This is a genomic window from Micromonospora sp. A200 (genome assembly GCF_029893845.1).
In the GTDB taxonomy this organism is placed as follows: domain Bacteria; phylum Actinomycetota; class Actinomycetes; order Mycobacteriales; family Micromonosporaceae; genus Micromonospora; species Micromonospora purpureochromogenes.
The window spans coordinates 41,917-64,375 of record NZ_JARXXY010000036.1; the positions used below are offsets into that span (position 1 = coordinate 41,917).

Below are 22,459 nucleotides of genomic sequence, written 5' to 3' on the forward strand. Positions count from 1 at the left end.
CGCTCGGCGTGGCCGGCCGGCGGCGGACGGCGGCGGTCAGCCGGTGATGGTGGCCGAGCCGAGCACCACGTCGCCGGCCGGGTCCGGCCGGTACGCGACGATCGCCTGCCCGGCGGCCACCCCGCGTACCGGGCGGCGCAGCTCGGCGCGGAGGGCGTCGTCGGCCAGCTCCACGGTGGCGGGGACCACGTCGCCGTGGGCGCGCAGCTGCACCTCGCACTCGACGGGTGCGGTCGGTCGCTCGCCGCCGGTCCAGACGGGACGGGTGGCTTGCACCTGGGAGACGTCCAGCGCCTCGGCCGGGCCGACGGTCACCGTGTTGGTCTTCGGGGTGATGGAGAGCACGTAGCGGGGGCGGCCGTCCGGGGCGGGCCGGTCCAGGTGCAGGCCGCGCCGCTGCCCGACGGTGTAGGCGTACGCGCCGGTGTGGCTGCCCACCACCGTGCCGGTGAGCGCGTCGACCACCTCGCCGGGCGCCTCGCCGAGCCGGCCGGCGAGGAAGCCGCGGGTGTCGCCGTCGGCGATGAAGCAGATGTCGTGCGAGTCCGGCTTGTCGGCCACCGCCAACCCGCGCCGGGCCGCCTCCTCGCGGACCTGAGCCTTGGTGGAGTCGCCGAGCGGGAAGAGGGACCGGTCGAGCTGCTCCCGGGTCAGCACGGCGAGCACGTACGACTGGTCCTTGGCGAGGTCGACGCTGCGGCGCAGCAGGCCGTCCGCGCCGAGCCGGGCGTGGTGGCCGGTGACCACCGCGTCGAAGCCCAGGGCCACCGCCCGGTCCAGCACCGCCGCGAACTTGATCTTTTCGTTGCAGCGTAGGCAGGGATTCGGGGTACGGCCGGCCGCGTACTCGGCGACGAAGTCGTCCACCACGTCGGCGTGGAACCGCTCGGCCATGTCCCAGACGTAGAACGGGATGCCGATCACGTCGGCGGCCCGCCGCGCATCCCGGGAGTCCTCCAGGGTGCAGCAGCCGCGCGCTCCGGTGCGGTAGGTCTGCGGGTTGCGGGCCAGCGCCAGGTGCACCCCGGTCACGTCGTGCCCCGCCTCCACGGCGCGCGCCGCCGCGACGGCGGAGTCCACCCCGCCCGACATCGCCGCCAGAACCCTCACCGTGACACCTCCCTCATCCCTCGACCCTATCCGCCTCCGCGCCGCCGTCCCCACCCCCGCCGCCCCGCTGCGCCGCCGGTCACCGCCAGCCGCGCGTTCCGGCACCGACGGCCGGGACGAACCGGGCGAAGCATCACCAGCGGCCGCCCCTCGCGGGGCCGGCGACAGTCGACGAGAGGCCGGGCGGGAGACGCCGGTTCAGCGGAGGGTACGCAGGGCGGCCGCGCGGCGGGCCCGGTCGACGGCCGCCGGGAGGGCGGCGATCAGGGCGTCGACATCGGCGGGGGTGCTGGTGTGGCCGAGGGTGAAGCGCAGCGAGGAGCGGGCCCGGTCGTCGTCGGCGCCCATCGCGATCAGCACGTGCGAGGGCTGGGCCACCCCGGCGGAGCAGGCCGAGCCGGTGGAGCAGGCGATGCCCTGGGCGTCGAGCAGGAGCAGCAGCGCGTCGCCCTCGCAGCCGGGGAAGGAGAAGTGCGCGTTGCCGGGCAGCCGGTCGGTCGGGTCGCCGTTGAAGATCACCTCGGGCACCGCCTCGCGGACCCGCCGGACCAGGTCGTCGCGGAGCGCGGCCACCCGTACGGCGTACTCCTGCTGGCCCTTCACCGCGGCCTCGACGGCGACCGCGAAGGCCACGATGCCGGCGGTGTCGAGCGTGCCGGAGCGGACGTCGCGCTCCTGGCCGCCGCCGTGCAGCAGCGGGGTGGCCGGCACGTCGCGGGCCAGCAGCAGGGCACCGACCCCGGTCGGGCCGCCGAGCTTGTGCCCGGTGACGGTGAGCGCCGAGACGCCGCTGGCGGCGAAGTCCACCGGCACCTGACCGACCGCCTGGATCGCGTCGGTGTGGAACGGCACCCCGTGCGCGGCGGCCACCGCGGCCAGCTCGGCCACCGGCTGGACGGTGCCGACCTCGTTGTTGGCCCACATCGCGGTCACCAGGGCGACCCGGTGGGCGTGCGCGTCCAGCTCGGCGCGGAGCCGGTCCGGGTCCAGCCGGCCGGCGGCGTCCACCGGCAGCCAGCCCACCTCGGCGCCCTCGTGGTCGGCCAGCCAGTCCACCGCGTCGAGCACCGCGTGGTGCTCGACCGCGCTGGAGACGACCCGGACCCGGCCCGGGTCGGCGGCGCGACGGGCCCAGAAGACGCCCTTGACGGCGAGGTTGTCGCTCTCCGTGCCGCCGCCGGTGAAGACCACCTCGGAGGGGCGGGCGCCCAGCGCGGCGGCGACCCGTTCCCGCGACTCCTCCACCCGTCGCCGGGCGCGCCGGCCCGCCGCGTGCAGCGACGACGCGTTGCCGACCTCGCGGGCGGTGGCGACGTACGCCTCCAACGCCTCGTCGAGCATCGGGGTCGTCGCCGCGTGATCCAGGTATGCCATCACCGTTCAGCCTAACGGCCTGCAGCCGTCCCGCCGGACGCCGGACCACCGGGGGCCGGGCCCGGCGCCGGGGCGGGGAGAGCGCCCTCCCGCCCCGGCGGGCCGGCCCGGCGCGGTCCGCCTCGGGCGGGGCGGTGGCCAGCGCGCCGCTGTCCGCGTACGGAGGACGCCGAAGGACGCCAACGGCGACGCCCGGATCTTCACCGACGGCCGACTGCACCTGCACGTGGCGAATCTCCCGGACGTTCCCGGGTATTACGAGGTCTGGCTGATCAACCCGACCAACCTGGAGATGTTCTCGATCGGTGTGCTGCGCGGTCCGTCGGGGGACGCGCTGCTTCCGCTACCACCAAATGTCGATCTTCAGGCATACTCGGTTGTCGACGTCTCCGCCGAGCAGTACGACAACAAGCCCGCCCACTCCGGCGACAGTTTGCTGAGGGGCACCCTGACGGGCTGATCGGCGGGCCGGCTCAGCTCCCCGGCCCGCCGATCAGCTCCCTTCCCACCGCGACGGGAACGGGAACACATACAGAGAAAGAGTGGCCATTCCGCGAAGGATGGCCACTCTTTCTCTGTATGTGCGTCGCGTCGGGGCGCTGGCTGGTGGCGCCCCGAGGGGGCGTCACTTGCGCTTGCGGATCTCCTCGGCGGCCTGCGGAACGACCTTGAACAGGTCGCCCACCACGCCGAAGTCGGCCAGCTCGAAGATCGGGGCCTCGCCGTCCTTGTTCACGGCGACGATCGTCTTCGAGGTCTGCATGCCGGCCCGGTGCTGGATCGCGCCGGAAATGCCCAGCGCGACGTAGAGCTGCGGGGAGACGGTCTTGCCGGTCTGGCCCACCTGGAACTGGTGCGGGTAGAAGCCGGAGTCGACCGCCGCGCGGGACGCGCCGACGGCGCCGCCGAGCAGGTCGGCAAGCTCCTCGACCAGCTTGAAGTTGTCGGCGTTGCCGACACCACGACCACCGGAGACCACGATGCCGGCCTCGGTCAGCTCGGGGCGGGAGCCCTTCTGCTCGGCGACCCGGTCGACGACCTTGGCCAGCTTGTCGGTGTCGGTGACCGCCACCGTGAGCTGCTCGACGGCCGGGGTGGCCGGCGCCGGGGTCGGGTTGACGGAGTTGGGACGGACGGTGACCAGCGGCAGGCCCTTGGTGACCTTGGACTTGACGATGGTGGAGCCGGCGAAGGCGACCTGGGTCGCGGTGCCGTCGGCGGCCAGGCCGACCACGTCGGTCAGGATGCCGTTGTCGAGCTTGACGGCGAGGCGGGCGGCGATCTCCTTGCCCTCCTGCGCGGAGGCGAGCAGCACGGCGGCCGGCTGCACCCGCTTGACCAGCTCGGCCAGCACGGTGGCCTTCGGGGCCACCAGGTAGCCGTCGATCTCCTCGCTCTCGGCGGCGTAGATCTTCTCCGCGCCGTACTCGCCCAGCTTGGCGCTCAGCGCCTCGGCGGCGCCGGTGCCACCGAGCACCACTGCGCTCGGGGTGCCCAGCTCGCGGGCGAGGGTGAGCATCTCCAGGGTGACCTTCTTGACGCCGAATTCCCGGGTGGCTTCGACGACGACGAGAACCTCAGACATGTCCAGACCTCTCACACGAACTTCTCGGTGGCGAGGAACTCGACCAGCTTGACGCCGCCCTCGCCCTCGTCGGTGATCTTGGCGCCGCCGGAACGGGGCGGGCGCTTGGTGTGCTCCAGCACGGCGCTGGTCGCGCCGTCGAAGCCCACCTCGGTCGGGGCGACGCCGAGGTCACCCAGGGAGAGCGTCTGCACCGGCTTCTTCTTGGCGGCCATGATGCCCTTGAAGGACGGGTAGCGCGGCTCGTTGATGGTGTCCCAGACGGAGACCACGGCCGGGGTCGAGGCGGTGACCACCTCGTAGCCCTCCTCGGTCTGCCGCTCGACGGTCAGCGTGGCGCCGTCGACGGTGAGCTTGCGGGCGCCGGTCAGCGCCGCGACGCCCAGCCGCTCGGCGATCATGTGCGGCATGACCTGGACCCGGCCGTCGGTGGACTCGGCACCGCAGATGACCAGGTCGGCGTTGAGCTGACCGAGGGCGGCGGCGAGCACCTTCGAGGTGGCCACGGCGCAGGACCCGTGCAGGGCGTCGTCCACCACGTGCACGGCCTTGTCCGGGCCCATAGAGAGCGCCTTGCGGATCGACTCGGTCGCCCGGTCCGGACCCATGGTCAGGATGGTGACCTCGCCGCCGTGCGCCTCCTTGATCTTCAACGCCTCTTCGATGGCGTACTCGTCCATCTCGTTGATGACGTTGTTCGCCGAACCGCGGTCGACGGTGTTGTCGTCAGGACGCAGGTTGCGGTCCGCGCCCGAATCGGGCACCTGCTTGACGAGTACGACGATGTTCATCGCGTTTCGACGACCCTCCTGTTGGTGTGGCGATCGCTCGCCCGGTCACGGGCGCAGCCTCGCGCGTCCGTTGACGCCCGGTCAACCGCGGGCGCTTGTGCAGTTGCCCACGGCGCAATGTTACCTGTCAGTAGCTTCGGCTTCCTGGGCACTCAGAGTGACACAGCTCACCGGAGCTGCGGGCCCGGCTAGACTCACAAACCGGGAGGTGTCACGACATGTCAGGACAGGATGTGGCGCGTCCGGTCGGCGCGACGACCGGCGGCAACCACGCACCGGAGCGCTGCGGCCGTCCGGCGGCGCCGGAGGCGTACCGGTGCGCGTGCGGCCGGGTCCGTGACCTCTGCGTCCGCGACACCGTGCACACCGTCTGGACCGCGCCCGGCGGCGACCCGGCGGGCGGGCCGCCCCCGGCGAACGGGTAGCGGTCACGCCGGCTCGGCGAGGGCTCCCCTGATCCGTTCGATCACGGCCGCCTCGGCCGGTGCGACCCCCCGGTGTGCCTGGGCCACCCGGTCGGCCGCCGCCAGCACCACGTCCCGATACGCGGCCAGGTCCTGCGGCGACTTCTCCCGCAGGATGTCGACCGCCCGGCCGAGCGCCGGCAGCACCACGGACTCGACCTCCAGCGCGGAGTCCCGGGGCAACCTGGGCAGCGGTCCGGTGGTGAGAGCCTCCTTCACCACCCCGCTGGCGCCGTTGAGCGCCCCGGACGCGGCGATGCTCTCCCGGATCATGGCTAACATGCCCGGATCGGCGTTCGACACCAGGAAGACCGCCCCGAACGCGCCGGTCTTGAGGGTGAGCCGCTCGTCGTCCGTCAGCCGCTGCTCCATCATCACGGAGTGTAGACGTACGGGGTGGTCGTGGTGACCGGTACGAAGCCGAGCCGCTGAAGGATCGGCCGGCTGTCCTCCGAGGCGTCCACCTGGAGCAACGCCTTGCCCCGCTGGTCCGCCAGGCGCGCCCGGTACGCCACCAGCGCCCGGTAGATGCCCCGGTGCCGCCACTGCTCCAACGTCGAGCCGCCCCACAGGCTGGCGAAGCCGGTGTTCGCCAGGTAGCGGACCCAGCCGGCGCTGACGACGCGGTCCCCCGCCTCGGCCACCACCACGGTGATCGACTGCGGGTCGGCGGCGATCTCCTTCTCCAGCCCGGTCACCAGGTGGCTGCGGTCGGCCTGCCACACCTCCTGCTCCATCGCGGCGATCCGCTCCAGGTCCGCCCGGGAGGTGACCTCGCGCAGGCGTACCCCCTCGGGTAGCACCGGGATGGCGCCGGCCAGCGGCGCGACCGGCCCGATCAGGACGGTCTCCCGGTCCTCCGGCACGAACCCGGCGGCGCGCAGCCGGTCGGCCAGGTCGGCGGGCTCGTCGTGGGCGTTCAGCTTCCACTCCACCGACTCGCCCCGCTGCCGGAACAGCTCGACCTGCCGGGCGATCAGGGCGTCCAGCTCCGCGCCGGCCAGCCCGTCCAGCGTCCGGTAGGTGAGGAAGCCGCCGTGGTCGAGGCCGAGGATCCGGACCAGCGGGCCGTCCCGTTCGACGGTCACCCCGGCCGGCACCGGGTCCGGGATCTCCGGGCGGATCTGGGTGTCGTAGCTGTCGCGCAACGCGTGGGGGTCAAGATCGGTCATCCGTCCAGGCTATGCCCGGTACAAAGCGGATAATCGGCGCCGTGTGGCAGGCGATCAGGCGGTGGTTCGACCCGTCGGAGCTCAGGTCGGTCGGCACCGCGCCCGACTACCGCTTCTCGCTGGCCAACGAACGCACCTTCCTGGCCTGGCTGCGCACCGGGCTGGCGCTGATCGCCGGCGGGCTGGCCGCCGCCCAGTTCCTGCCACCGACGCCGGTGCGCCATCTGCGCGAGGCCATCGCGGTCGCGCTGCTGCTGCTCGGCGGCACGGTGGCGGTGCGGGCGGTGGACCGCTGGGCGCGTACCGAACGGGCCATCCGGCTCGGGGAGGAGCTGCCGGTCTCCCGATTCCCCGCCGTGCTCGCCCTGATCGTCGGGCTGGGCGCGCTGCTGCTGGTCTTCGCGGTGCTGGCGCGGGGGGTCGGCGGCCGGTGACCGGCGACCCGGGGCTGCAACCGGAGCGCACCCGGCTGGCCTGGCGGCGCACCGCCCTGGCACTCACCGTGGTGACGGTGCTGGCGGTCCGGCTCGCCCTCACCGGGGACGTGCCCGGCGCGCTGCTCGCCGCAGCCGTGGTGCTGGTCTGGGCCGGGGCGCTGGTGGCCTGCTGGCGCCGGGCCGCGGGCAGCGGGCCGATCCGGGTCGGCTCGCCGGCCCTGCCCTCGGTCGCCCTGGCCACCGCCGTGCTGGCGCTGCTCGCCGTGGCGCTGGTCCTACGCGGGATGTGGTGACGGGCCGCGGTGCGCCATCATGGGGACATGGCCCGGTTGTCTCTCCTGCTCTTCGCGGTCCAGATCGTCCTGGCCGTCTGCGCCCTGATCAGCTGCCTCTCCGCCGACGAGGGGGACATCCGCGCGCTGCCCCGCATCGCGTGGGTGCTGATCATCCTGTTCTTCCCGCTGGTCGGCTCGATCGCCTGGTTCCTCGCCGGCCGCAAGGCCACCCCTGCCCGGCCCGGCCCGGCCGGCCCCGCCCCCACCGGGCGGGACCGGCGCCGACCGGTCGCGCCCGACGACGACCCGGAGTTCCTCGACTCCATCGCCGAACGCTCCCGTCGGAACGACGAGGAGCTGTTCCGCCGCTGGGAGGACGACCTGCGCCGGCGGGAGGACGACCTGCGCCACCGCGAGGGCGACCCGCCGCGCGAGGAGGACCGCCCGGAGGTCTAGGCGGATCCCGCTCGCGCAGCGGTGACGGGCGCCCGCAACGGTCCGGACGCCCGGAGGAAGACGGCCGGGGAGGCCGTCCGGGTCACACCCGACGCTTGAGGGCGCGCAGCGACAGCGGCGCGAAGAGCACCGCGATGCCGGCGCCCCAGAGCAGGGTCTGCAGCACCGGGCCGGCCACCGGACCGCTGACCAGCAGCCCCCGCAGCGCGTCGGCGACGACCGTGACCGGGTTGACCTCGACCCAGTTCTGCAACCAGCCGGGCATCCGGTCGGTGGGCACGAAGATGTTGCTGGTGAAGGTGAGCGGGAAGATCACCATGAAGCCGAAGATCTGCACCTTCTCCGGCTCGCTGACCAGCACCCCGACCAGCACCGAGATCCACGACGCGGCCAGGGTGAACGCCAGCAGCAGGGCGAACGCGGCCAGCACGCCGAGCGCACCGTTGCCGACCCGGAAGCCGAGGATCATCCCGACGCCGAGCAGCAGCGCGATCGACCAGGCCTGCTTGACCGTGTCGGCGAGGATCCGGCCGGCCAGCGGCGCCCAGCGGGCGATCGGCAGTGCCCGGAGCCGGTCGAAGACCCCCTTGGTCAGGTCGTTGTTCAACCCGAACCCGGTGGTCATGGTGGCGAAGAGCGCGTTCTGCACCATGATGCCGGGCAGCATGAAGGTCAGGTACTCGCCGGACGAGCCGGCGATGGCGGTGCCGAAGACGTAGGTGAAGAGCAGCACGAACATCACCGGCTGGATGCTCAGGTCGAGCAGCTCCATCGGGTTGTGCTTGATCTGCACCAGGCTGCGCCAGGCCAGGGTGAGGGTGTGCCGCAGGCCGGCGCCGACGCCGAGCCGGCGGGCCGGGGCGAGCGACGGCGCGGGCGCGGTGACGGCGGTCATGCCGGGGTCCCTTCGAGTACGTCGGCGGAGGCGTTTTGCTCGGCCCGGTGGCCGGTGAGGGAGAGGAAGACCTCGTCCAGGCTGGAACCGCGCAGGGCCAGCTCCGCCACCTGGATCTCGGCGGCGTCGAGCCGGCGGACCACCGCGGGCAGCACGTCCGGGTCGTTCACCGGCACGGTGACGGTGGTCTGGGCGACCTCCGGCGTCGCCCGGGCCACCTCGCCGGCGATGGCCCGCACGGTCGGCAGGTCGGCCGGGTCGACCGGGCGCACGGTGAGCACCTGCCCGCCGGTCTTCGCCTTCAGCTCCTCGGGGGTGCCCTGGGCGATCACCCGCCCGTGGTCGACCACCGCGATCTGCCCGGCGAGCTGGTCGGCCTCCTCCAGGTACTGCGTGGTGAGCAGCACGGTCACCCCGTCGGCGACTAGGGTGCGCACGATGTCCCACAGCTCGTTGCGGCTGCGCGGGTCCAGCCCGGTGGTGGGCTCGTCGAGGAAGAGCACCTGCGGCCGCCCGACCAGGCTGGCCGCCAGGTCCAGCCGGCGGCGCATGCCACCGGAGTAGGTCTTGGCCGCCCGGCCGGCGGCGTCGGTGAGCTGGAAGTCGGCGAGCAGCTCCGCGGCGCGGGCCCGCGCCTGGGCCCGGCCGAGCCCGAGCAGCCGGCCGATGAGCAGCAGGTTCTCGGTGCCGGTCAGGGTCTCGTCGACCGAGGCGTACTGGCCGGTCAGACCGATCAGCTGGCGCACCCGGTGGGCGTCGCGGCCGACGTCGTACCCGCCGACCGTGGCGTGCCCCTCGTCCGGGGCGAGCAGGGTGGCGAGCACCCGGACCGCGGTGGTCTTTCCGGCGCCGTTGGGGCCGAGCAACCCGAATACCGTCCCCGTGGGAACCTCCAGGTCGACCCCGGCGAGGGCGGTGGTGGCGCCGAAGCGGCGCACCAGCCCCTCGGCGCGGATCGCGTATGTCATCAGAACTCCGATCGTTATCGCTGGTCGCCCAACGATGCGCGAGGGGTCTGACGTTACGGCGACGGCCGCTGACATTCCGCCGATTTAGCTGCCGACAGAACGCGACCGCCGCCGCCGGTCACCCGGCTGCGGCGGTCGCGGCGTCGTGGTCAGGCCAGGTTCGACGAGCGCGGGTACGCGTCCGTCGGGTCGGTGAGCACGTTGACCAGGTACGGCACCCCGGCGTCGAAGGCGCGGGCCAGGGCCGGCCCGAGGTCGGCCGGCTTGGCCACCGTCTCGCCGGCCCCACCGAGCGCCTCGACCACCTTGTCGTAGCGCAGCTCCGGCTGGAGGTCGGCGGCGACGTCGTAGCCGTACATGGCCCGCATCGGGTGCTTCTCCAGCCCCCAGATGCCGTTGTTGCCGACCACGATGACCACCGGCAGCCGCTGCCGGACCAGGGACTCCACGTCCATCAGCGAGAAGCCGGCGGCGCCGTCGCCCATCAGCACGCAGATCTGCCGGTCCGGGTGGCTGACCCGGGCGCCCATCGCGTAGCCCATGCCGGTGCCCAGGCACCCGTACGGGCCGGGGTCGAGCCAGGTGCCCGGCTGGGCCGGCTCCAGGTAGCGGCCGGCGTACGAGACGAAGTCGCCGCCGTCGCCGATGGTGATCGCGTCGGGGGCGAGCACCCGGCGCAGCTCGCCGTAGACCCGGGCCGGCCGGATCGGGTCGGTGTCGGCGGCCATCTCCTCGGCGTCGCGGGCCCTCGCGGCGTCCTCGGCGGTGCGCAGCTGGGCGATCCAGTCGGCGTGGTCGACCCGGTCGCCGCTCTGCCCGGCCAGCGCGGAGAGGATCAGCCGCAGGTCGCCGGCGGGGCTGGCGGCGGGCTGGACGTGCCCGGCCCGCTGGCTGGGGGCGTCGACGATGTGCACCACCGTCGCGTCGCCGAAGTCGCCGAAGCTGAGCCGGAAGTCCAGCGGGGTGCCGATGACGACGACCACGTCGGCGCCCTTCAGGGCGACCCGGCGGGCCTTGGCGAAGGCGAGCGGGTGCTCCGGCGGCAGCGCCCCGCGCCCCATGCCGTTGGTGAAGACCGGCACCCCGAGCGCCTCGGCGGCCTCGCGGAGGGCGGCGACCGCGTCGCCGGCGTACACGTCGGAGCCGGCGATGAACACCGGGCGCTGCGCGCCCGCGATCAGCCGGCCGGCGCGGGCCACTGCGTCCGGGTCCGGCTCGACCGGCGCGACGGCGACCGGCGCGGGCAGCTCGGCGTCGCCGACGCTGAAGACCGCCTCCAGCGGGAAGTCCAGGAAGGCCGGGCCCCGGTGCGGGGTGAGCGCGCTGGTCAGGGCGGCGGTGACGGCGCGCGGGATGTCGTCGGTGCTGAACACCGTCTCGGCGTGCTTGGTGACCGGGGCGACCAGCGGCAGGTGGTCCATCTCCTGGAGGCTGCCCGAGCCCCAGCGGAACTGTGGCGCCCGCCCGCCCAGCACCAGCACCGGCGAGGCGTTGAAGAACGCGCTGGTCAGGCCGGAGACGCCGTTGGTGACGCCGGGGCCGGCGGTGAGCACGGCCAGGCCGGGACGGCGGTTGAGCTTGGCCACCGCCTCGGCGGCGAAGACCGCCGACTGCTCGTGCCGCACGTCGTAGATCGGGAACCCGTGCTTGTGGGCGGCGTCGTAGAGCGGGAAGACGTGCCCGCCGGAGAGGGTGAACATCTCCCGTACGCCGTTGGCGCGCAGCGCCGCCAGCGCGAGCTCCCCGCCGTGGCCCTCGACCCGTTCCGTCATCGCCGCTCCCCTCGTCACATGACCGGTGTCACACGCTACTGGCCGGTACGGAGGATGTGAACACTTCTCGGTTCACCTGGCGGGCCGGCGACCGCACGCGGGGTCGCCGGCCCGGGCCGACGGTCAGCGGCCGGTGAAGTCCGGCTTGCGCTTCGCCACGAAGGCGGCCATGCCCTCGCGCCGGTCGTCGGTGGCGAAGAGCGCCGCGAAGAGCTGGCTCTCCCAGGCCAGACCGGAGTTGAGGTCCATGTCCAGGCCGCCGTCGACGGCGAGCTTCGCCGCGCGCAGCGCCTGCACCGGGCCGGTCAGGTACGGCGTCACCAGCTCGACGGCCGTGTCGTAGACCTGCGCGGCCGGGGCGACCCGGTCGGCCAGGCCGATCCGCAGCGCCTCCTGGGCGTCCACCATCCGGCCGGACATGATCAGGTCCTTGGCGCGGGCCGGGCCGACCAGGCGGGCCAGCCGCTGGGTGCCGCCGGCGCCGGGGATGATGCCGAGCTTGATCTCCGGCTGGCCGAGCTTGGCGTCCTCGGCCACCACCCGCCAGTCGCAGGCCAGGGCCAGCTCGCAGCCGCCGCCGAGGGCGTACCCGGTGATCGCGGCGACCACCGGCTTGGGGATCCGGGCGATCGCGCCGAGGGCGCTGGACAGGTCCGCGGCCCGCTCCGCCATGTCCACGTAGGACATGTCGGCCATCTCCTTGATGTCCGCGCCGGCGGCGAAGACCTTCTCCCCGCCGTACACGATGACGGCGCGGACGCCGGCGTCGGCGGTGGCCGCCGCGGCCGCGGCGCGCAACTCCTCCTGCACCTGGGTGTTGAGCGCGTTCATCGGCGGCCGCTCCAGCCGGATGGTGCCGATGCCGTCCCTGGTCTCCAGCCGCACGAACTCGCTCACGCTGCCCTCACTTCCTCGTCGAAGTCGCGTGCCAACCTTACGGCCCGGTCGTTGGGGTACGTAGGCTGGTGTCAGCCCCGCCACCGGGAGTACCGCCATGATCACGTACTACGACGACAGATCGGTGCAGGTCACCTCCACCGCGATCCGGGTGGACGGGCGGACCTTCCCGCTCGCCGAGATCGGCATGGTCTGGCACCAGCGGGGCAGCCGCTCGTGGCGGGTGCTCGCCGGGCGCGGCGCCCTGGGCGCGGCCCTGGCCGGCCCCCTGGTCGCCGCCGTGCTGGGCGTGGCGCTGGCCATCTGGCTGCACCGCTCGCTCACCGTCACCGTCGCCATCGTGGGCGCCTCGGTGCTGGTCGGGCTCGCCGTCGGCCCGCTCGCCGACTTCCTCTTCGAACACCTCGACCGCTCGTACGCCCGGGGCAGCCGGCAGTGGGAGATGTGGGCCCGCTGGCGGGGCCGGCCGGTGCTGCTGCTGCGCACCGGTGACGCGCTGCGCTTCGGCCAGGTCTACAGGGCGGTGCAGCGGGCGATGGAGAGCCGCCGCCCGCTGCCCGGCGCTCAGAACTCGATCGGCCCGTCGGGCACCATCTCCAGCCCCCGCAGCAGTCCGTAGAGGTCCTGCTCGCCCCAGAACTGCACGATCCGGCCGCCGGCCAGCCGGTACATCTTGCAGGCGCTCTGCACGGCCGTGGCGCCGGTGGCGTCCCGCCGGTAGGTCTGCGCCATCGAGACGACCACCCGGTCGCCCGCCGCGAAGAGCTCCCGGATCTCCTGGTCGAGCACGGTCAGCCCCGGCGCGGCGACGGCCCCCTCGACGAAGTGCCGGCCCCGGACGGCCCGGCCGGACCCGTAGATCTCCACGTCCTCGGCGACCACCGCCCGCAGCTCGGCCAGGTCGCGGGTGACGAACGTCCGCAGGTACCGGCGGACCACCTCGACGTTGCGTTCGCTGTCGGCCATGCGCCCGGACGGTACGCCGGCCGACCGTCCGCCGCCGTCCCGCCGCGACGCCGTCCGGTCCCCCGGGTCCGCGCGCCCGGCCGACGAGCCCGGTGGCGGGATCTGCGCCGGTGGCGGTGGTCCGCGCCGACGGCCAGTGCCGGGATCTGCGCCGCAGCATGCCGTCCCCGGACGCTGTAGAGCTGATGTCGTAGACGACTCAGCCACAGTGGCGCCCGACCGTGAAACGTCCCCGAGTCTCGCCGCCCACTCCCCCTGCGCCACCGGCCCGGGTCAACCGGTGGAACCACATGGGTGTCACCGACGCCTTTTGACACCCAAGGCGTTCCACTCGTCGACGTCGAGGCACTCGTCGTGCACTGCACGAAGGCGGGACTCGCCACCGCGCAGGCACGGCTCGGCACCCACGCACGGGTGAGTCGTTGACGACATCAGCTCCACAGCGTCCGGCAGCGCACCCCGGACCCCGGGCGGACGCGCGGACCGGAGGGGCGACCGGCTGCCGGAACGACGGGGGCGGGTCCTGTCCACGGATGGTTAGGGTCTAGTGATGACCCTCTATTACCGGGACGACACCGTCCAGGTGACCTCGGAGGCGATCCGGGCCGGCGGGCACGCGATCCGGATCGCCGACGTGACGTACGTCTGGCACGCGCGGGGGGCGACGACGCTGGCCGTCCGGGGGCGGGTGCTGGGCCGGGGCGTACTCGTCCTGCTGCTCTCGCTGCCACCACTGGTGGCGCTGATCTGCGTGGTCTCGCTGGCCTGGTCGGCGCAGGACCGGGGCAACTGGAAGCTGGCGCTGGTCATCCTCGCCGGTTGCGCGGTCGGCGCGCTGGCCCTGACCCCGTTCCTGGAGCTGCCGCTGAGCTGGTTGGACCGCTCCTACGAGCGCGGCAACCGGGTGCACGAGCTGTGGGTGCAGCACCACGGGCAGGAGGTGATGCTGGTGCGCACCCCGGACGCGTTACGGTTCGGGCAGATCTACCGGGCCGTGCAGCGGGCCGTCGAGCACCAGGGAGAGCACCGGTGACCACCCGTCGTGGCGAGGCTGCCGCCTACGGCCGGCTGCCGTTGCAGGCGCCGCTGATCTGGTGGGCGCTGCGGGTGGCGCGCACCCGGCCATGACGACCGGCGGTCTCACCGGCGTGCGCTGAGCCCTTGCCGGCACGGTCCGGATCCCGTACCGGCGACCTCAACTCAGCGGCAGGGTGGTGGCCATCGGCCAGGCCAGCAGCGCCGCACCGACCGGGGCCGGCAGCCACCGGGGCGCGCCGGCCCGGCGCAGCACCGCCGCCCAGGCCGCCTGCCAGCCGACCAGCACCGCGAAGAGCGGCACCACCAGCAGCACGAACCCGGGCGCCAGCCCCACCACGGCCGAGGCGGTCAGGGCCAGCACGGCGATCCCGCCGACGGCCGCGTACCGCCAGCTCCGCCCGGCCGTCGCCAGCTCCGCGCCGGTGAGGAAGACCAGGCAGGCGGCGGCCACCACGGGCAGCAGCCACCACCGGTCGCCCACCGGCAGCGCCGAGGTGAACCCGAGGTGGATCGGCACGGCGACGGCGGTCACCGCGTACCCGGTGAGCAGGACGGCGGCGAGCGCGGACCGGGCCGGCGCGCGGCGGGCGACCGGCGCCGTCGCCGGGACCGGGGTCGAGGCGGCGGCGGGCAGCGGCCACCACCGCGCGGCGGCGGCCAGCAGCACGCCGGTCACCAGCAGGAAACCGGTGACGTGACCGCCGACCGCGAGCGGAAGCCGGGTGGTCGGCGCCAGCGCGCCGACCAGCGCACCCAGGCCGGCGGCGGACGCCGCCACCGCCAGCACCGCGGGGGCCGGGGCGGCCGGCCGGGACGGCCGGGGCCGGCGGCCGAGCAGCACGGTCGCCAGCGGGACGAAGCCGAGCCCGAACCCGAGCAGCAGCAACCCGGCCGGCGCCAGCCGCGCGAGGGGTCGCGGCGGGTCTCCGCCGCCACCCACCCACGCCGCGACCTCGTCATGGGTACGACCGGCGAAGAGCACCGAGATGTGCTCCACGCCGGGTACGACCACCAGCCGCCGCCCGACGCCCCGGCGGGACGTCGCCTCGGCGGTGTCGCGGAAGGCGGGGAACTCCGCGCCGCCGACGATCAGCAGCAACCTGTCCGGCCGGCCGTCGGGCAGGTCGTCGGAGTCGGGCAGCGAGATGGCGACGGTGCGGGCGACGTCCGGGTGGCCGGCGGCGTAGCGGGTGACCGCGCCGGCGCCCATCGAGTGTCCGACCAGGACGATCCGCGCCGGGTCGACGTCCGGCCGGGTACGCAGGTACGCGACGGCGACGGACAGGTCGCGCTCCAGGGTGGCGCGGGAGTCGGCGGCGTCCCGCCCGGCGCCGGGCAGCCGGGCCGGGTTGGCGCCGTGCCCGGCGACGTCGACCAGCAGCGCGACCGCGCCCTGCCGGGCCACCGTGTCGGCGATCGGACGCATCAGCCGGGCCGAGCCGGCGAACCCGTGGGCGATCACCACGCCGGGTCGGCGGCCCGCCACGCCGGTGGCCCGCACCTCGGTCAGCGGCACCCCGTCGACGGTCGCCCGTCGGGTGCTCAGCCCCGCGTCGGCCCGGGCCAGCCCGTACCCGCCGAACGCCAGGGCGAGCGCGGCGAGGACCGCGAGGACCGCGACCCGGCGGGCGGCCGGCGTGGCGCCGAGGGGGCGGACCGACATGCCGGGCACCCTATCGCCCGGGCGGGCGGGCCGGTGCCCGCGACGCCCGGCCGGGCAGTGACCGGGACCGCGCCCTCGGGCGCGGGTGGCCGGGCCGACGCACACTGGTCACATGGCTATCCCCCTCCCCCGGCCGACCGCGGTCGTCGGCCTCACCCGCACCGCCCTCGACCAGGCGTTCGGCTCGGCCGCCTCGTTCGCCGCCGTGCCGGCCCGCGCGTTCGCGGTGCTCGACGGCGTGGAGGCGCTGCTGGCCCGGATCAACGGGGTGGTGGACCGGATCGAGGGCACCCTGGACCGCACCGACCGGGTGCTCACCGACGCCGAGGCGGCGGTCCGCGAGGTCGCGGTGATCAGCGCGGCGGCGACCACCGCGATCGAGACCGCCACCGAGGTGGCCGCGGCGGCCGCCGTGGTGGTCGGCGAGGCCGAGCGGGTGGCCGGCGCGGCGGCCGTGGTGGTCGGGGAGGCCGAGCGGGTGGCCCGGGCGGCCGGCACGGTGGTCGCCGAGGCGGACGCCGTCGCCGGCCGGGCCGCCGGCACGATCGTCGCCGCCGAGCAGGCCACCGCGACCGCGACCGGGCTGATGGCCGCGTACGAGCCTGCGCTGCGCCGGGCCGCGCCGATGGCGACCCGCTTCATCGAGCAGCTCAGCCACGAGGAGGTCACCGCGGCGATCCGGCTGGTGGACGAGCTGCCCAAGCTCAAGGAACACCTGACCGCCGACATCCTGCCGATCCTGGCCACCCTGGACCGGGTCGGCCCGGACCTGCACGACCTGCTCGACGTCACCCGCGACCTCAAGCTCGCCGTCGCCGGCATCCCCGGCCTCGGCATGCTGCGCCGCCGGGGCGAGCGCCGCACCGACGACCCGACCGACTGACCCGCGTGATCCACTCCGTTTGCGGCGTGTCGCGGTGTCCGGCGGCGGGGAGACCGCGACACGCCGCAACCGGTGTCGATCATGACCGGGCGGGGCCGGGGCTGGGGCTGGTCAGCAGTCGCAGCGGGCGGTGGCGCGCGGGGCGGTCAGGTGGTCGACCGGCCGGCGGGTCTCCCCGGTCGGGGTACGCACCGGCAGCCCCTCCCGGACCCAGTACTCGTAGCCGCCCAGCATCTCCTTGACCCGGTAGCCGAGCCGGGCGAACTCCAGCGCCGCCCGGGTGGCGCCGTTGCACCCCGGCCCCCAGCAGTAGGTGACCACCGCCGTGCCGGCCGGCACCAGCTCGGCGGCACGGGTGGCGATCTCGGCCGTCGGCAGGTGCACCGCGCCGGGCAGGTGCCCCTGCCGCCAGGCGTCCGGCCCCCGGGAGTCGACGACCACCAGGCCGGGCACCCGGGCGGTCAGGTCGGCGTGCACGTCGCTGACGTCGGTCTCGAAGGTCAGCCGGTCGAGGAAGTGGGCGACGGCGACGGCCGGATCGGCCGGCGGCACCGAGAGCGTGTTCGACATGCCTCCGATCCTCGGCCGGCCACCCCCACCGGCGGGAGTGGCGGGAACGACGTCCTCCGCTAACATCCCGCCATGACCCGTACGGTGGCCGTGCTGGCGTACCCGGGGATGTCGGTCTTCGAGACCGGCATCGTCACCGAGGTGTTCGGGCTGCCCCGCCCCGAGTTCGACGTCGACTGGTACGCGCTGACCGTCTGCGCGGAGCGCCCCGGTCCGGTACCGGTGGTCGGCGGCGCCGCCCTGCACACCCCGTACGGCCTCGACGTGCTGGCCCGGGCCGGGACGGTGATCGTCCCCGGCGTGCCCGACGTGACCGCCGACCCGTCACCGGAGCTGGTCACCGCGCTGCGCCGGGCGCACCGGGCCGGCGCGCGGATCATGTCGATCTGCTCCGGGGCGTTCGCGCTCGCCGGCGCCGGCCTGCTCGACGACCGGCGTGCCACCACCCACTGGCGGTACGCCGACCTGCTGTCCCGGCGGTACCCGCGCGTCGAGGTCGACCCGGACGTGCTCTATCTGGACGACGGCGACGTGCTGACCAGCGCGGGCAGCGCCGCCGGCCTGGACCTCTGCGTGCACGTCGTCCGCCGCGACTTCGGCGCGGCGATCGCCAACGCGGTGGCCCGGCGCCTGGTGATCCCGCCGCACCGCGACGGCGGGCAGGCGCAGTTCATCGAGACGCCGGTGCCGGCCGACCCGGGCGACGACCGGATCGCCCGCAGCATGGACTGGGCGCTGGCCCACCTCGCCGAGCCGCTGACCGTGCAGCGGCTGGCCCGGCAGGCGCACATGTCCTCCCGCACCTACCTGCGGCAGTTCGCCCGCGCCGCCGGGACCAGCCCGATCCGCTGGCTGATCGACCAGCGGGTGCGGGCCAGCCTGGTGCTGCTGGAGTCGACCGGGCTGCCGGTCGCCGAGGTGGCCCGGTCGGTCGGGTTCGACAGCGCGGTCACCTACCGGCACCACTTCGGCCGGGCGATGCGCACCTCGCCGTCGGCGTACCGCCGGGCCTTCCCCCGCGACGCCGCCTGACCCGGGCGCTCCGGGTCGGCCGGGGACGCGGGTGGGTGGCGTCAGCCGGCCGGCGGGGCGTAGAGCGCGTCGATCTCGTCCCGCCGGGGCAGCGCCACCGAGGCGCCGAGCCGGCGTACGCAGGCCGCGCCGGCCGCCGCGGCCCAGCGCACCGCGTCCAGCACCTCCCGGCCCTCGCCCCAGGCCACCGCCAGCGCGGCGGTGAACGCGTCGCCCGCGGCGGTGGTGTCGACGACGTCCACCTCGACCGCCGGCACGTGCACGTCCGCGCCGTCCCGGTCGCCGTACCAGGCGCCCTCGCCGCCGAGGGTCAGCACCGCGCGGGGCACGAGTTCCAGCAGCGCACGCGGCTCGTCCCGGCCCCGGCCGGTGAGCGCCTGCGCCTCCGGCTCGTTGACCACGAGCAGGTCCACCGCGGCCAGCAGCTCGGCCGGCACCTGCCGGGCCGGCGCCGCGTTGAGGATGACCCGGGTGCCGGCCTCCCGGGCCGCCAGCGCCGCGGCGGTCACCGTCTCGACCGGAATCTCCAGCTGCGCGACCAGCACGTCCGCCTCGCGTACGGCGTCCAGCTCGCCGCCGGTGAGGCCGGTGAAGGCGGCGTTGGCGCCGGGGGTCACCAGGATGGCGTTCTCCCCGACGGCGTTGACCATGACCAGCGCCACCCCGGACGCGCCGTAGACCACCCGCAGCTGGCCGGTGTCCACGCCGGCGGCGGTGATCCGGGCGCGCAGGGTGACGCCGAAGGCGTCGGAGCCGATCGCGCCGAGGAAGGCGCAGGACGCGCCGGCCCGGACCGCGGCGATCGCCTGGTTGGCGCCCTTGCCGCCGGGCACCGTCACGAAGTCGCTGCCGAGCACGGTCTCGCCCGGCCGGGGCAGCGTCGGGCCGGTGCCGACGAGGTCCATGTTCGCGCTGCCCACCACGACGACCCGGGTCTGCCGCACCACGACCTCCTGCCGACCTGCACGTTGCGGCGAGTCTAGGACCAGCCGTCGGCCGGGAGCGGGGCGCCCGGCTCAGGCGGCCCGGGCGGTGTACCGCTCGCCGCGCCGCTCGACCACCAGCGGCAGGCCGAAGGTCTTGGAGAGGTTGTCACCGCTGAGCGTCTCGGCGAGCAGCCCCTGGGCGACCACCCCGCCCTCGCGCAGCAGCAGCGCGTGGGTGAAGCCCGGCGGGATCTCCTCGACGTGGTGGGTGACCAGGACGAGGGCGGGGGCGTCCGGGTCGTACGCCAGCTCGGCCAGCCGGGCCACCAGGTCCTCGCGCCCGCCCAGGTCGAGCCCGGCGGCCGGCTCGTCGAGGAGCAGCAGCTCGGGGTCGGTCATCAGGGCGCGGGCGATCTGCACCCGCTTGCGCTCGCCCTCGGACAGCGTCCCGTACGCCCGCTCGGCGAGGTGTCCGACGCCCAGCTGCCCGAGCAGCGCGCGGGCCCGGGACTCGTCGGTGCGGTCGTAGCTCTCCCGCCACCGGCCGACCACCGACCAGGCGGCGGTGACGACCACGTCGCTGACCCGCTCCTCGGCGGGTACCCGCTCGGCGAGCGCGGCGGTGGAGAGGCCGATCCGCATCCGCAGCTCGTTGACGTCGGTGCGGCCGATCCGCTCGCCGAGCACGTGCGCCGTGCCGCTGGTCGGATGCAGCCGGCCGGCGGCCAGGTTGAGCAGGGTGGTCTTGCCCGCGCCGTTGGGGCCGAGGACGACCCACCGCTCGTCGAGCTCGACCCGCCAGTCCACGTCGTGCAGCAGCGCGGTGCCGGAGCGCATGACGCCGACACCGTCGAGGCTGACCACCAGATCCGCGTCCACGGGTGCGGGGGCGGCGGGGGCGCCGGCGGCGCCGGGGATCAGGTCACCAGTCACCGCTCCATCCAACCACGCAGCCTGCGGGGTGCCCCCCACGGGCGAGGCTCCGGCCATAGGGTGAGGCGCCGTGTCGTTGGTCACCACAGCCGGAGGACGTGCCATGCCCGATCGAGGTCAGGAGCGGCGCCAATGAGCGCGGTCATCGAGATCGAGGGGCTGCGCAAGACGTTCCACACGCTGCGGCAGGGGCGGCGGGTCGCGGTCGACGGCTTCGACATGCTGGTCGAGGCCGGGCAGGTGCACGGCTTCCTCGGCCCGAACGGCTCCGGCAAGACCACCACCCTGCGCGCCCTGCTGGGCCTGGTGAGCGCCGACAGCGGCCGGATGAGCGTGCTCGGCTCGCCCGCGCCGGAGAAGCTGGCCCGGGTGGCCGGCCGGGTCGGCGCGATCGTGGAGAGCCCGCAGTTCTTCGGCAACTTCACCGGTCACCGCACACTGCGGCTGCTGGCACTGGCCGGCGGGGTGCCGACCGGCCGGGTCGACGAGGTGCTGGAGCAGGTCGGGCTGCGCGACCGGGGCCACGACCGGGTGAAGGGCTACTCGCTGGGCATGCGGCAGCGGCTGGCCGTGGCCTCCGCCCTGCTCAAGGATCCCGAGCTGCTGATCCTGGACGAGCCGGCGAACGGGCTGGACCCGGCGGGCATCCGCGAGATGCGGGACCTGATGCGGTCGCTGGCCGACGCGGGGGTGACGGTGCTGGTCTCCAGCCACATCCTGGCCGAGATCCAGCTGATCTGCGACCACGTCACGATCATCTCCCGGGGTCGCCGGGTGGCGGCGGGCCGGGTCGAGGAGGTGCTGGCCGGCTACGACCAGCACGAGTGGCGGGTACGGGTGGCGGAGCCGGGCCGGGCCGCCGACCTGCTGGGGGCGGCCGGCCTGTCGGTCACCGACCACGACGGGCTGCTGGTGGTCGCCGGCGCGGAGGACCCCGAGCTGATCGCCCGCACGCTGGGCGAGCAGGGGGTCTGGGTACGCGAGCTGACCCCGATCCGCCCCGACCTGGAGAGCGTCTTCCTGGAACTGACCGGCACCGCACCACATCCGACACTGCCGCGGCAGGTGGGCGAGGCCGCCCTGCCCGGGGAGGGACCTGACGCATCCATGATCGACCTCGATGTGACCGCCGGCCGGGGGGTGCAGGCGTGAACCTCGTCCGTGCCGAGGTGGAGCGGCTCGCCGCCCGCCGCTTCGTCCAGCTGATGCTGGTTCTGCTGGCCCTGGCCTTCGCCATCACCACGGCCACCACCCTGGTCGGATCGCACCAACCGTCGGCCCGCGAGCTGGCCGCGGCGGAGGCGCAGCTCGCCCAGGTCATCCGCGGCATGGAGACTGACCACGAGTACTGCCTGAGGGTCAAGGCGGGCGAGCTGCCGGTCGAGGAGCACAGGTACCTGCCGGCCGACTGCAGCGAGATCGACCCGGTGCTGCGGGACCAGCTGCCGGTGGTCGCCGACTATCTCAGCGGCGTCTTCGTCTTCGGTCAGCAGGCGGGTTCGCTGCTGTACTTCCTGATCGCCTTCCTGGTGCTCTTCGGTTTCCTGGTCGGGGCCTCGTACATCGGCGCCGACCTGAACTCCGGCGGGGTGGTAAACCTGCTGCTGTGGCGGCCGCGTCGGCTCACCGTGCTCGGCGCGAAGCTGGGCACGTTGCTCGGGGTGGTGACGCTGCTGGCGGTGGTGGCGACGGTGGTCTACCTGGGCACGTTCTGGACGATCGCGCAGGCGGCCGGGCTGCCGGGCCAGCTGGACGGGGCGTTCTGGCAGGACCTGGCCAGCCGCTACGGGCGGGGCCTGGTGCTGGTGCTGCTCGCCACTGCGCTGGGCTTCGGCATCGCCACGCTGGGCCGGCACACCTCGGCGGCGCTCGGCGCGGTGGCCGCGTACGCGGTGGTCTGGGAGCTGGGCGCGCGGGTGGTGTTCGAGATCATCGACGTGGCCCGCCCGGACACCCTGATGCTCTCCACCTACATCGGGGCCTGGCTCACCGGCCGGATGGAGCTCTATGACGACCACGCCTGCCTGAACTCGTCGGCCTTCGACATCTGCGACGGGAGGTACACGATCACCTGGGCCCCGGCGCTGCTGGTGCTGCTGGCCCTCGCCGGCGCGGTGACGGCCGCCGCGTTCGCGGTGTTCCGCCGGCGCGACCTGATCTGACTGTGAGGCTGGCGGGGTCGGTCCGTAGATGTTGGGCTGATGGTCGGCGGCAGCGGACGTGACTCTTGTTCTGACTGGCTTCGTGCCTTT

General features: G+C 74.5%; 25 protein-coding genes and 1 pseudogene. 11 read left to right on the forward strand and 15 right to left on the reverse strand.

Annotation, left to right across the window (positions count from 1 at the left end):
- Nucleotides 1-36: 36 nt before the first annotated feature.
- Together mnmA and M2302_RS26990 are read right to left on the reverse strand one after the other, a co-directional pair.
- Nucleotides 37-1,110 (reverse strand): tRNA 2-thiouridine(34) synthase MnmA, encoded by a 1,074-nt coding sequence (gene mnmA / locus M2302_RS26985; RefSeq protein WP_280840644.1) that lies wholly within the window; start codon nucleotides 1,108-1,110, stop codon nucleotides 37-39.
- A 198-nt stretch (nucleotides 1,111-1,308) separates the two neighbouring features.
- The gene (locus M2302_RS26990) at nucleotides 1,309-2,484 is read right to left on the reverse strand and encodes a cysteine desulfurase family protein (protein WP_280840645.1); all 1,176 of its coding nucleotides are present in this window, start codon (nucleotides 2,482-2,484) and stop codon (nucleotides 1,309-1,311) included.
- Nucleotides 2,485-2,621: 137 nt separating this feature from the next.
- On the opposite strand from M2302_RS26990, the pseudogene M2302_RS26995 reads away from it, so the two are divergent.
- A pseudogene (locus tag M2302_RS26995) lies at nucleotides 2,622-2,944 on the forward strand (anti-sigma factor); the annotation flags it as partial.
- 165 nt (nucleotides 2,945-3,109) lie between these two features.
- Here M2302_RS26995 and M2302_RS27000 read toward each other — a convergent pair.
- The gene (locus M2302_RS27000) at nucleotides 3,110-4,069 is read right to left on the reverse strand and encodes an electron transfer flavoprotein subunit alpha/FixB family protein (RefSeq protein ID WP_280840647.1); all 960 of its coding nucleotides are present in this window, start codon (nucleotides 4,067-4,069) and stop codon (nucleotides 3,110-3,112) included.
- A gap of 11 nt (nucleotides 4,070-4,080) precedes the next feature.
- Nucleotides 4,081-4,860: an electron transfer flavoprotein subunit beta/FixA family protein gene (locus tag M2302_RS27005; protein ID WP_154943305.1), complete on the reverse strand. Its 780-nt coding sequence runs from the start codon at nucleotides 4,858-4,860 to the stop codon at nucleotides 4,081-4,083.
- Between the two features lie 218 nt (nucleotides 4,861-5,078).
- Between M2302_RS27005 and M2302_RS27010 the strand changes: the two genes are divergently transcribed.
- Nucleotides 5,079-5,285 (forward strand): hypothetical protein, encoded by a 207-nt coding sequence (locus M2302_RS27010; protein WP_280840648.1) that lies wholly within the window; start codon nucleotides 5,079-5,081, stop codon nucleotides 5,283-5,285.
- A 3-nt stretch (nucleotides 5,286-5,288) separates the two neighbouring features.
- Here M2302_RS27010 and M2302_RS27015 read toward each other — a convergent pair whose 3' ends face one another.
- Together M2302_RS27015 and M2302_RS27020 are read right to left on the reverse strand one after the other, a co-directional pair.
- Nucleotides 5,289-5,696, reverse strand: a complete 408-nt coding sequence (locus M2302_RS27015) for a hypothetical protein (RefSeq protein WP_280840649.1) — start codon at nucleotides 5,694-5,696, stop codon at nucleotides 5,289-5,291.
- Nucleotides 5,697-5,698: 2 nt separating this feature from the next.
- Entirely contained in the window at nucleotides 5,699-6,496 is a 798-nt protein-coding gene (locus M2302_RS27020; protein ID WP_280840650.1) for a GNAT family N-acetyltransferase, read from the reverse strand.
- Nucleotides 6,497-6,537: 41 nt separating this feature from the next.
- On the opposite strand from M2302_RS27020, the gene M2302_RS27025 reads away from it, so the two are divergent.
- From M2302_RS27025 to M2302_RS27035, 3 genes are read left to right on the forward strand one after another with little or no spacing between them, the layout of a single operon-like run.
- Entirely contained in the window at nucleotides 6,538-6,930 is a 393-nt protein-coding gene (locus M2302_RS27025; protein WP_280840651.1) for a DUF202 domain-containing protein, read from the forward strand.
- On the forward strand, nucleotides 6,927-7,226 hold the full coding sequence (locus M2302_RS27030; protein ID WP_280840652.1) for a DUF202 domain-containing protein: 300 nt from the start codon (nucleotides 6,927-6,929) through the stop codon (nucleotides 7,224-7,226). Before M2302_RS27025 ends, M2302_RS27030 begins: the two co-directional genes overlap by 4 nt.
- Before the next feature lie 27 nt (nucleotides 7,227-7,253).
- Nucleotides 7,254-7,664, forward strand: a complete 411-nt coding sequence (locus M2302_RS27035) for a PLDc N-terminal domain-containing protein (protein ID WP_280840653.1) — start codon at nucleotides 7,254-7,256, stop codon at nucleotides 7,662-7,664.
- A gap of 82 nt (nucleotides 7,665-7,746) precedes the next feature.
- Here M2302_RS27035 and M2302_RS27040 read toward each other — a convergent pair whose 3' ends face one another.
- From M2302_RS27040 to M2302_RS27055, 4 genes are all read right to left on the reverse strand, one after another.
- Nucleotides 7,747-8,559, reverse strand: a complete 813-nt coding sequence (locus M2302_RS27040) for an ABC transporter permease (RefSeq protein WP_280840654.1) — start codon at nucleotides 8,557-8,559, stop codon at nucleotides 7,747-7,749.
- Complete coding sequence (locus tag M2302_RS27045) at nucleotides 8,556-9,527, reverse strand: ATP-binding cassette domain-containing protein (RefSeq protein WP_280840655.1); 972 nt, start codon at nucleotides 9,525-9,527, stop codon at nucleotides 8,556-8,558. The genes M2302_RS27040 and M2302_RS27045 overlap by 4 nt, the downstream gene beginning before the upstream one ends.
- A gap of 149 nt (nucleotides 9,528-9,676) precedes the next feature.
- Nucleotides 9,677-11,299 carry an acetolactate synthase gene (locus tag M2302_RS27050; protein WP_280840656.1) on the reverse strand — a complete coding sequence of 541 codons (1,623 nt, stop codon included), beginning with the start codon at nucleotides 11,297-11,299 and terminating at the stop codon, nucleotides 9,677-9,679.
- 123 nt (nucleotides 11,300-11,422) lie between these two features.
- Nucleotides 11,423-12,196 (reverse strand): enoyl-CoA hydratase-related protein, encoded by a 774-nt coding sequence (locus tag M2302_RS27055; RefSeq protein WP_210777107.1) that lies wholly within the window; start codon nucleotides 12,194-12,196, stop codon nucleotides 11,423-11,425.
- A gap of 97 nt (nucleotides 12,197-12,293) precedes the next feature.
- On the opposite strand from M2302_RS27055, the gene M2302_RS27060 reads away from it, so the two are divergent.
- Complete coding sequence (locus M2302_RS27060) at nucleotides 12,294-12,815, forward strand: DUF6232 family protein (RefSeq protein ID WP_280840657.1); 522 nt, start codon at nucleotides 12,294-12,296, stop codon at nucleotides 12,813-12,815.
- Here M2302_RS27060 and M2302_RS27065 read toward each other — a convergent pair.
- On the reverse strand, nucleotides 12,761-13,162 hold the full coding sequence (locus M2302_RS27065; RefSeq protein WP_280840658.1) for a nuclear transport factor 2 family protein: 402 nt from the start codon (nucleotides 13,160-13,162) through the stop codon (nucleotides 12,761-12,763). The two genes, M2302_RS27060 and M2302_RS27065, sit on opposite strands and share 55 nt — an antisense overlap.
- Nucleotides 13,163-13,712: 550 nt before the next feature.
- Here M2302_RS27065 and M2302_RS27070 point away from each other — a divergent pair.
- Entirely contained in the window at nucleotides 13,713-14,195 is a 483-nt protein-coding gene (locus M2302_RS27070; protein ID WP_280840659.1) for a DUF6232 family protein, read from the forward strand.
- A 162-nt stretch (nucleotides 14,196-14,357) separates the two neighbouring features.
- On the opposite strand, the gene M2302_RS27075 is transcribed toward M2302_RS27070, so the two are convergent.
- On the reverse strand, nucleotides 14,358-15,863 hold the full coding sequence (locus M2302_RS27075) for an alpha/beta fold hydrolase (protein WP_280840660.1): 1,506 nt from the start codon (nucleotides 15,861-15,863) through the stop codon (nucleotides 14,358-14,360).
- Between the two features lie 112 nt (nucleotides 15,864-15,975).
- Between M2302_RS27075 and M2302_RS27080 the strand changes: the two genes are divergently transcribed.
- Entirely contained in the window at nucleotides 15,976-16,746 is a 771-nt protein-coding gene (locus tag M2302_RS27080; protein WP_280840661.1) for a hypothetical protein, read from the forward strand.
- 111 nt (nucleotides 16,747-16,857) lie between these two features.
- Here M2302_RS27080 and M2302_RS27085 read toward each other — a convergent pair whose 3' ends face one another.
- A complete protein-coding gene (locus tag M2302_RS27085) occupies nucleotides 16,858-17,316 on the reverse strand; it encodes a rhodanese-like domain-containing protein (protein ID WP_280840662.1) in 459 nt (152 codons plus the stop codon).
- Nucleotides 17,317-17,388: 72 nt separating this feature from the next.
- Here M2302_RS27085 and ftrA point away from each other — a divergent pair, with 72 nt between their 5' ends.
- The gene (gene ftrA / locus M2302_RS27090; protein WP_280840663.1) at nucleotides 17,389-18,348 is read left to right on the forward strand and encodes a transcriptional regulator FtrA; all 960 of its coding nucleotides are present in this window, start codon (nucleotides 17,389-17,391) and stop codon (nucleotides 18,346-18,348) included.
- A 41-nt stretch (nucleotides 18,349-18,389) separates the two neighbouring features.
- Here the strand turns inward: ftrA and M2302_RS27095 are convergent, their stop codons facing one another.
- On the reverse strand, nucleotides 18,390-19,292 hold the full coding sequence (locus M2302_RS27095) for a ribokinase (protein WP_280840664.1): 903 nt from the start codon (nucleotides 19,290-19,292) through the stop codon (nucleotides 18,390-18,392).
- Nucleotides 19,293-19,364: 72 nt separating this feature from the next.
- A complete protein-coding gene (locus M2302_RS27100) occupies nucleotides 19,365-20,264 on the reverse strand; it encodes an ABC transporter ATP-binding protein (protein ID WP_280840665.1) in 900 nt (299 codons plus the stop codon).
- Between the two features lie 75 nt (nucleotides 20,265-20,339).
- Here M2302_RS27100 and M2302_RS27105 point away from each other — a divergent pair, with 75 nt between their 5' ends.
- Together M2302_RS27105 and M2302_RS27110 are read left to right on the forward strand one after the other, a co-directional pair.
- Entirely contained in the window at nucleotides 20,340-21,359 is a 1,020-nt protein-coding gene (locus tag M2302_RS27105) for an ATP-binding cassette domain-containing protein (protein ID WP_280840666.1), read from the forward strand.
- On the forward strand, nucleotides 21,356-22,369 hold the full coding sequence (locus M2302_RS27110) for an ABC transporter permease subunit (RefSeq protein WP_280840667.1): 1,014 nt from the start codon (nucleotides 21,356-21,358) through the stop codon (nucleotides 22,367-22,369). The genes M2302_RS27105 and M2302_RS27110 overlap by 4 nt, the downstream gene beginning before the upstream one ends.
- Nucleotides 22,370-22,459: the final 90 nt, after the last annotated feature.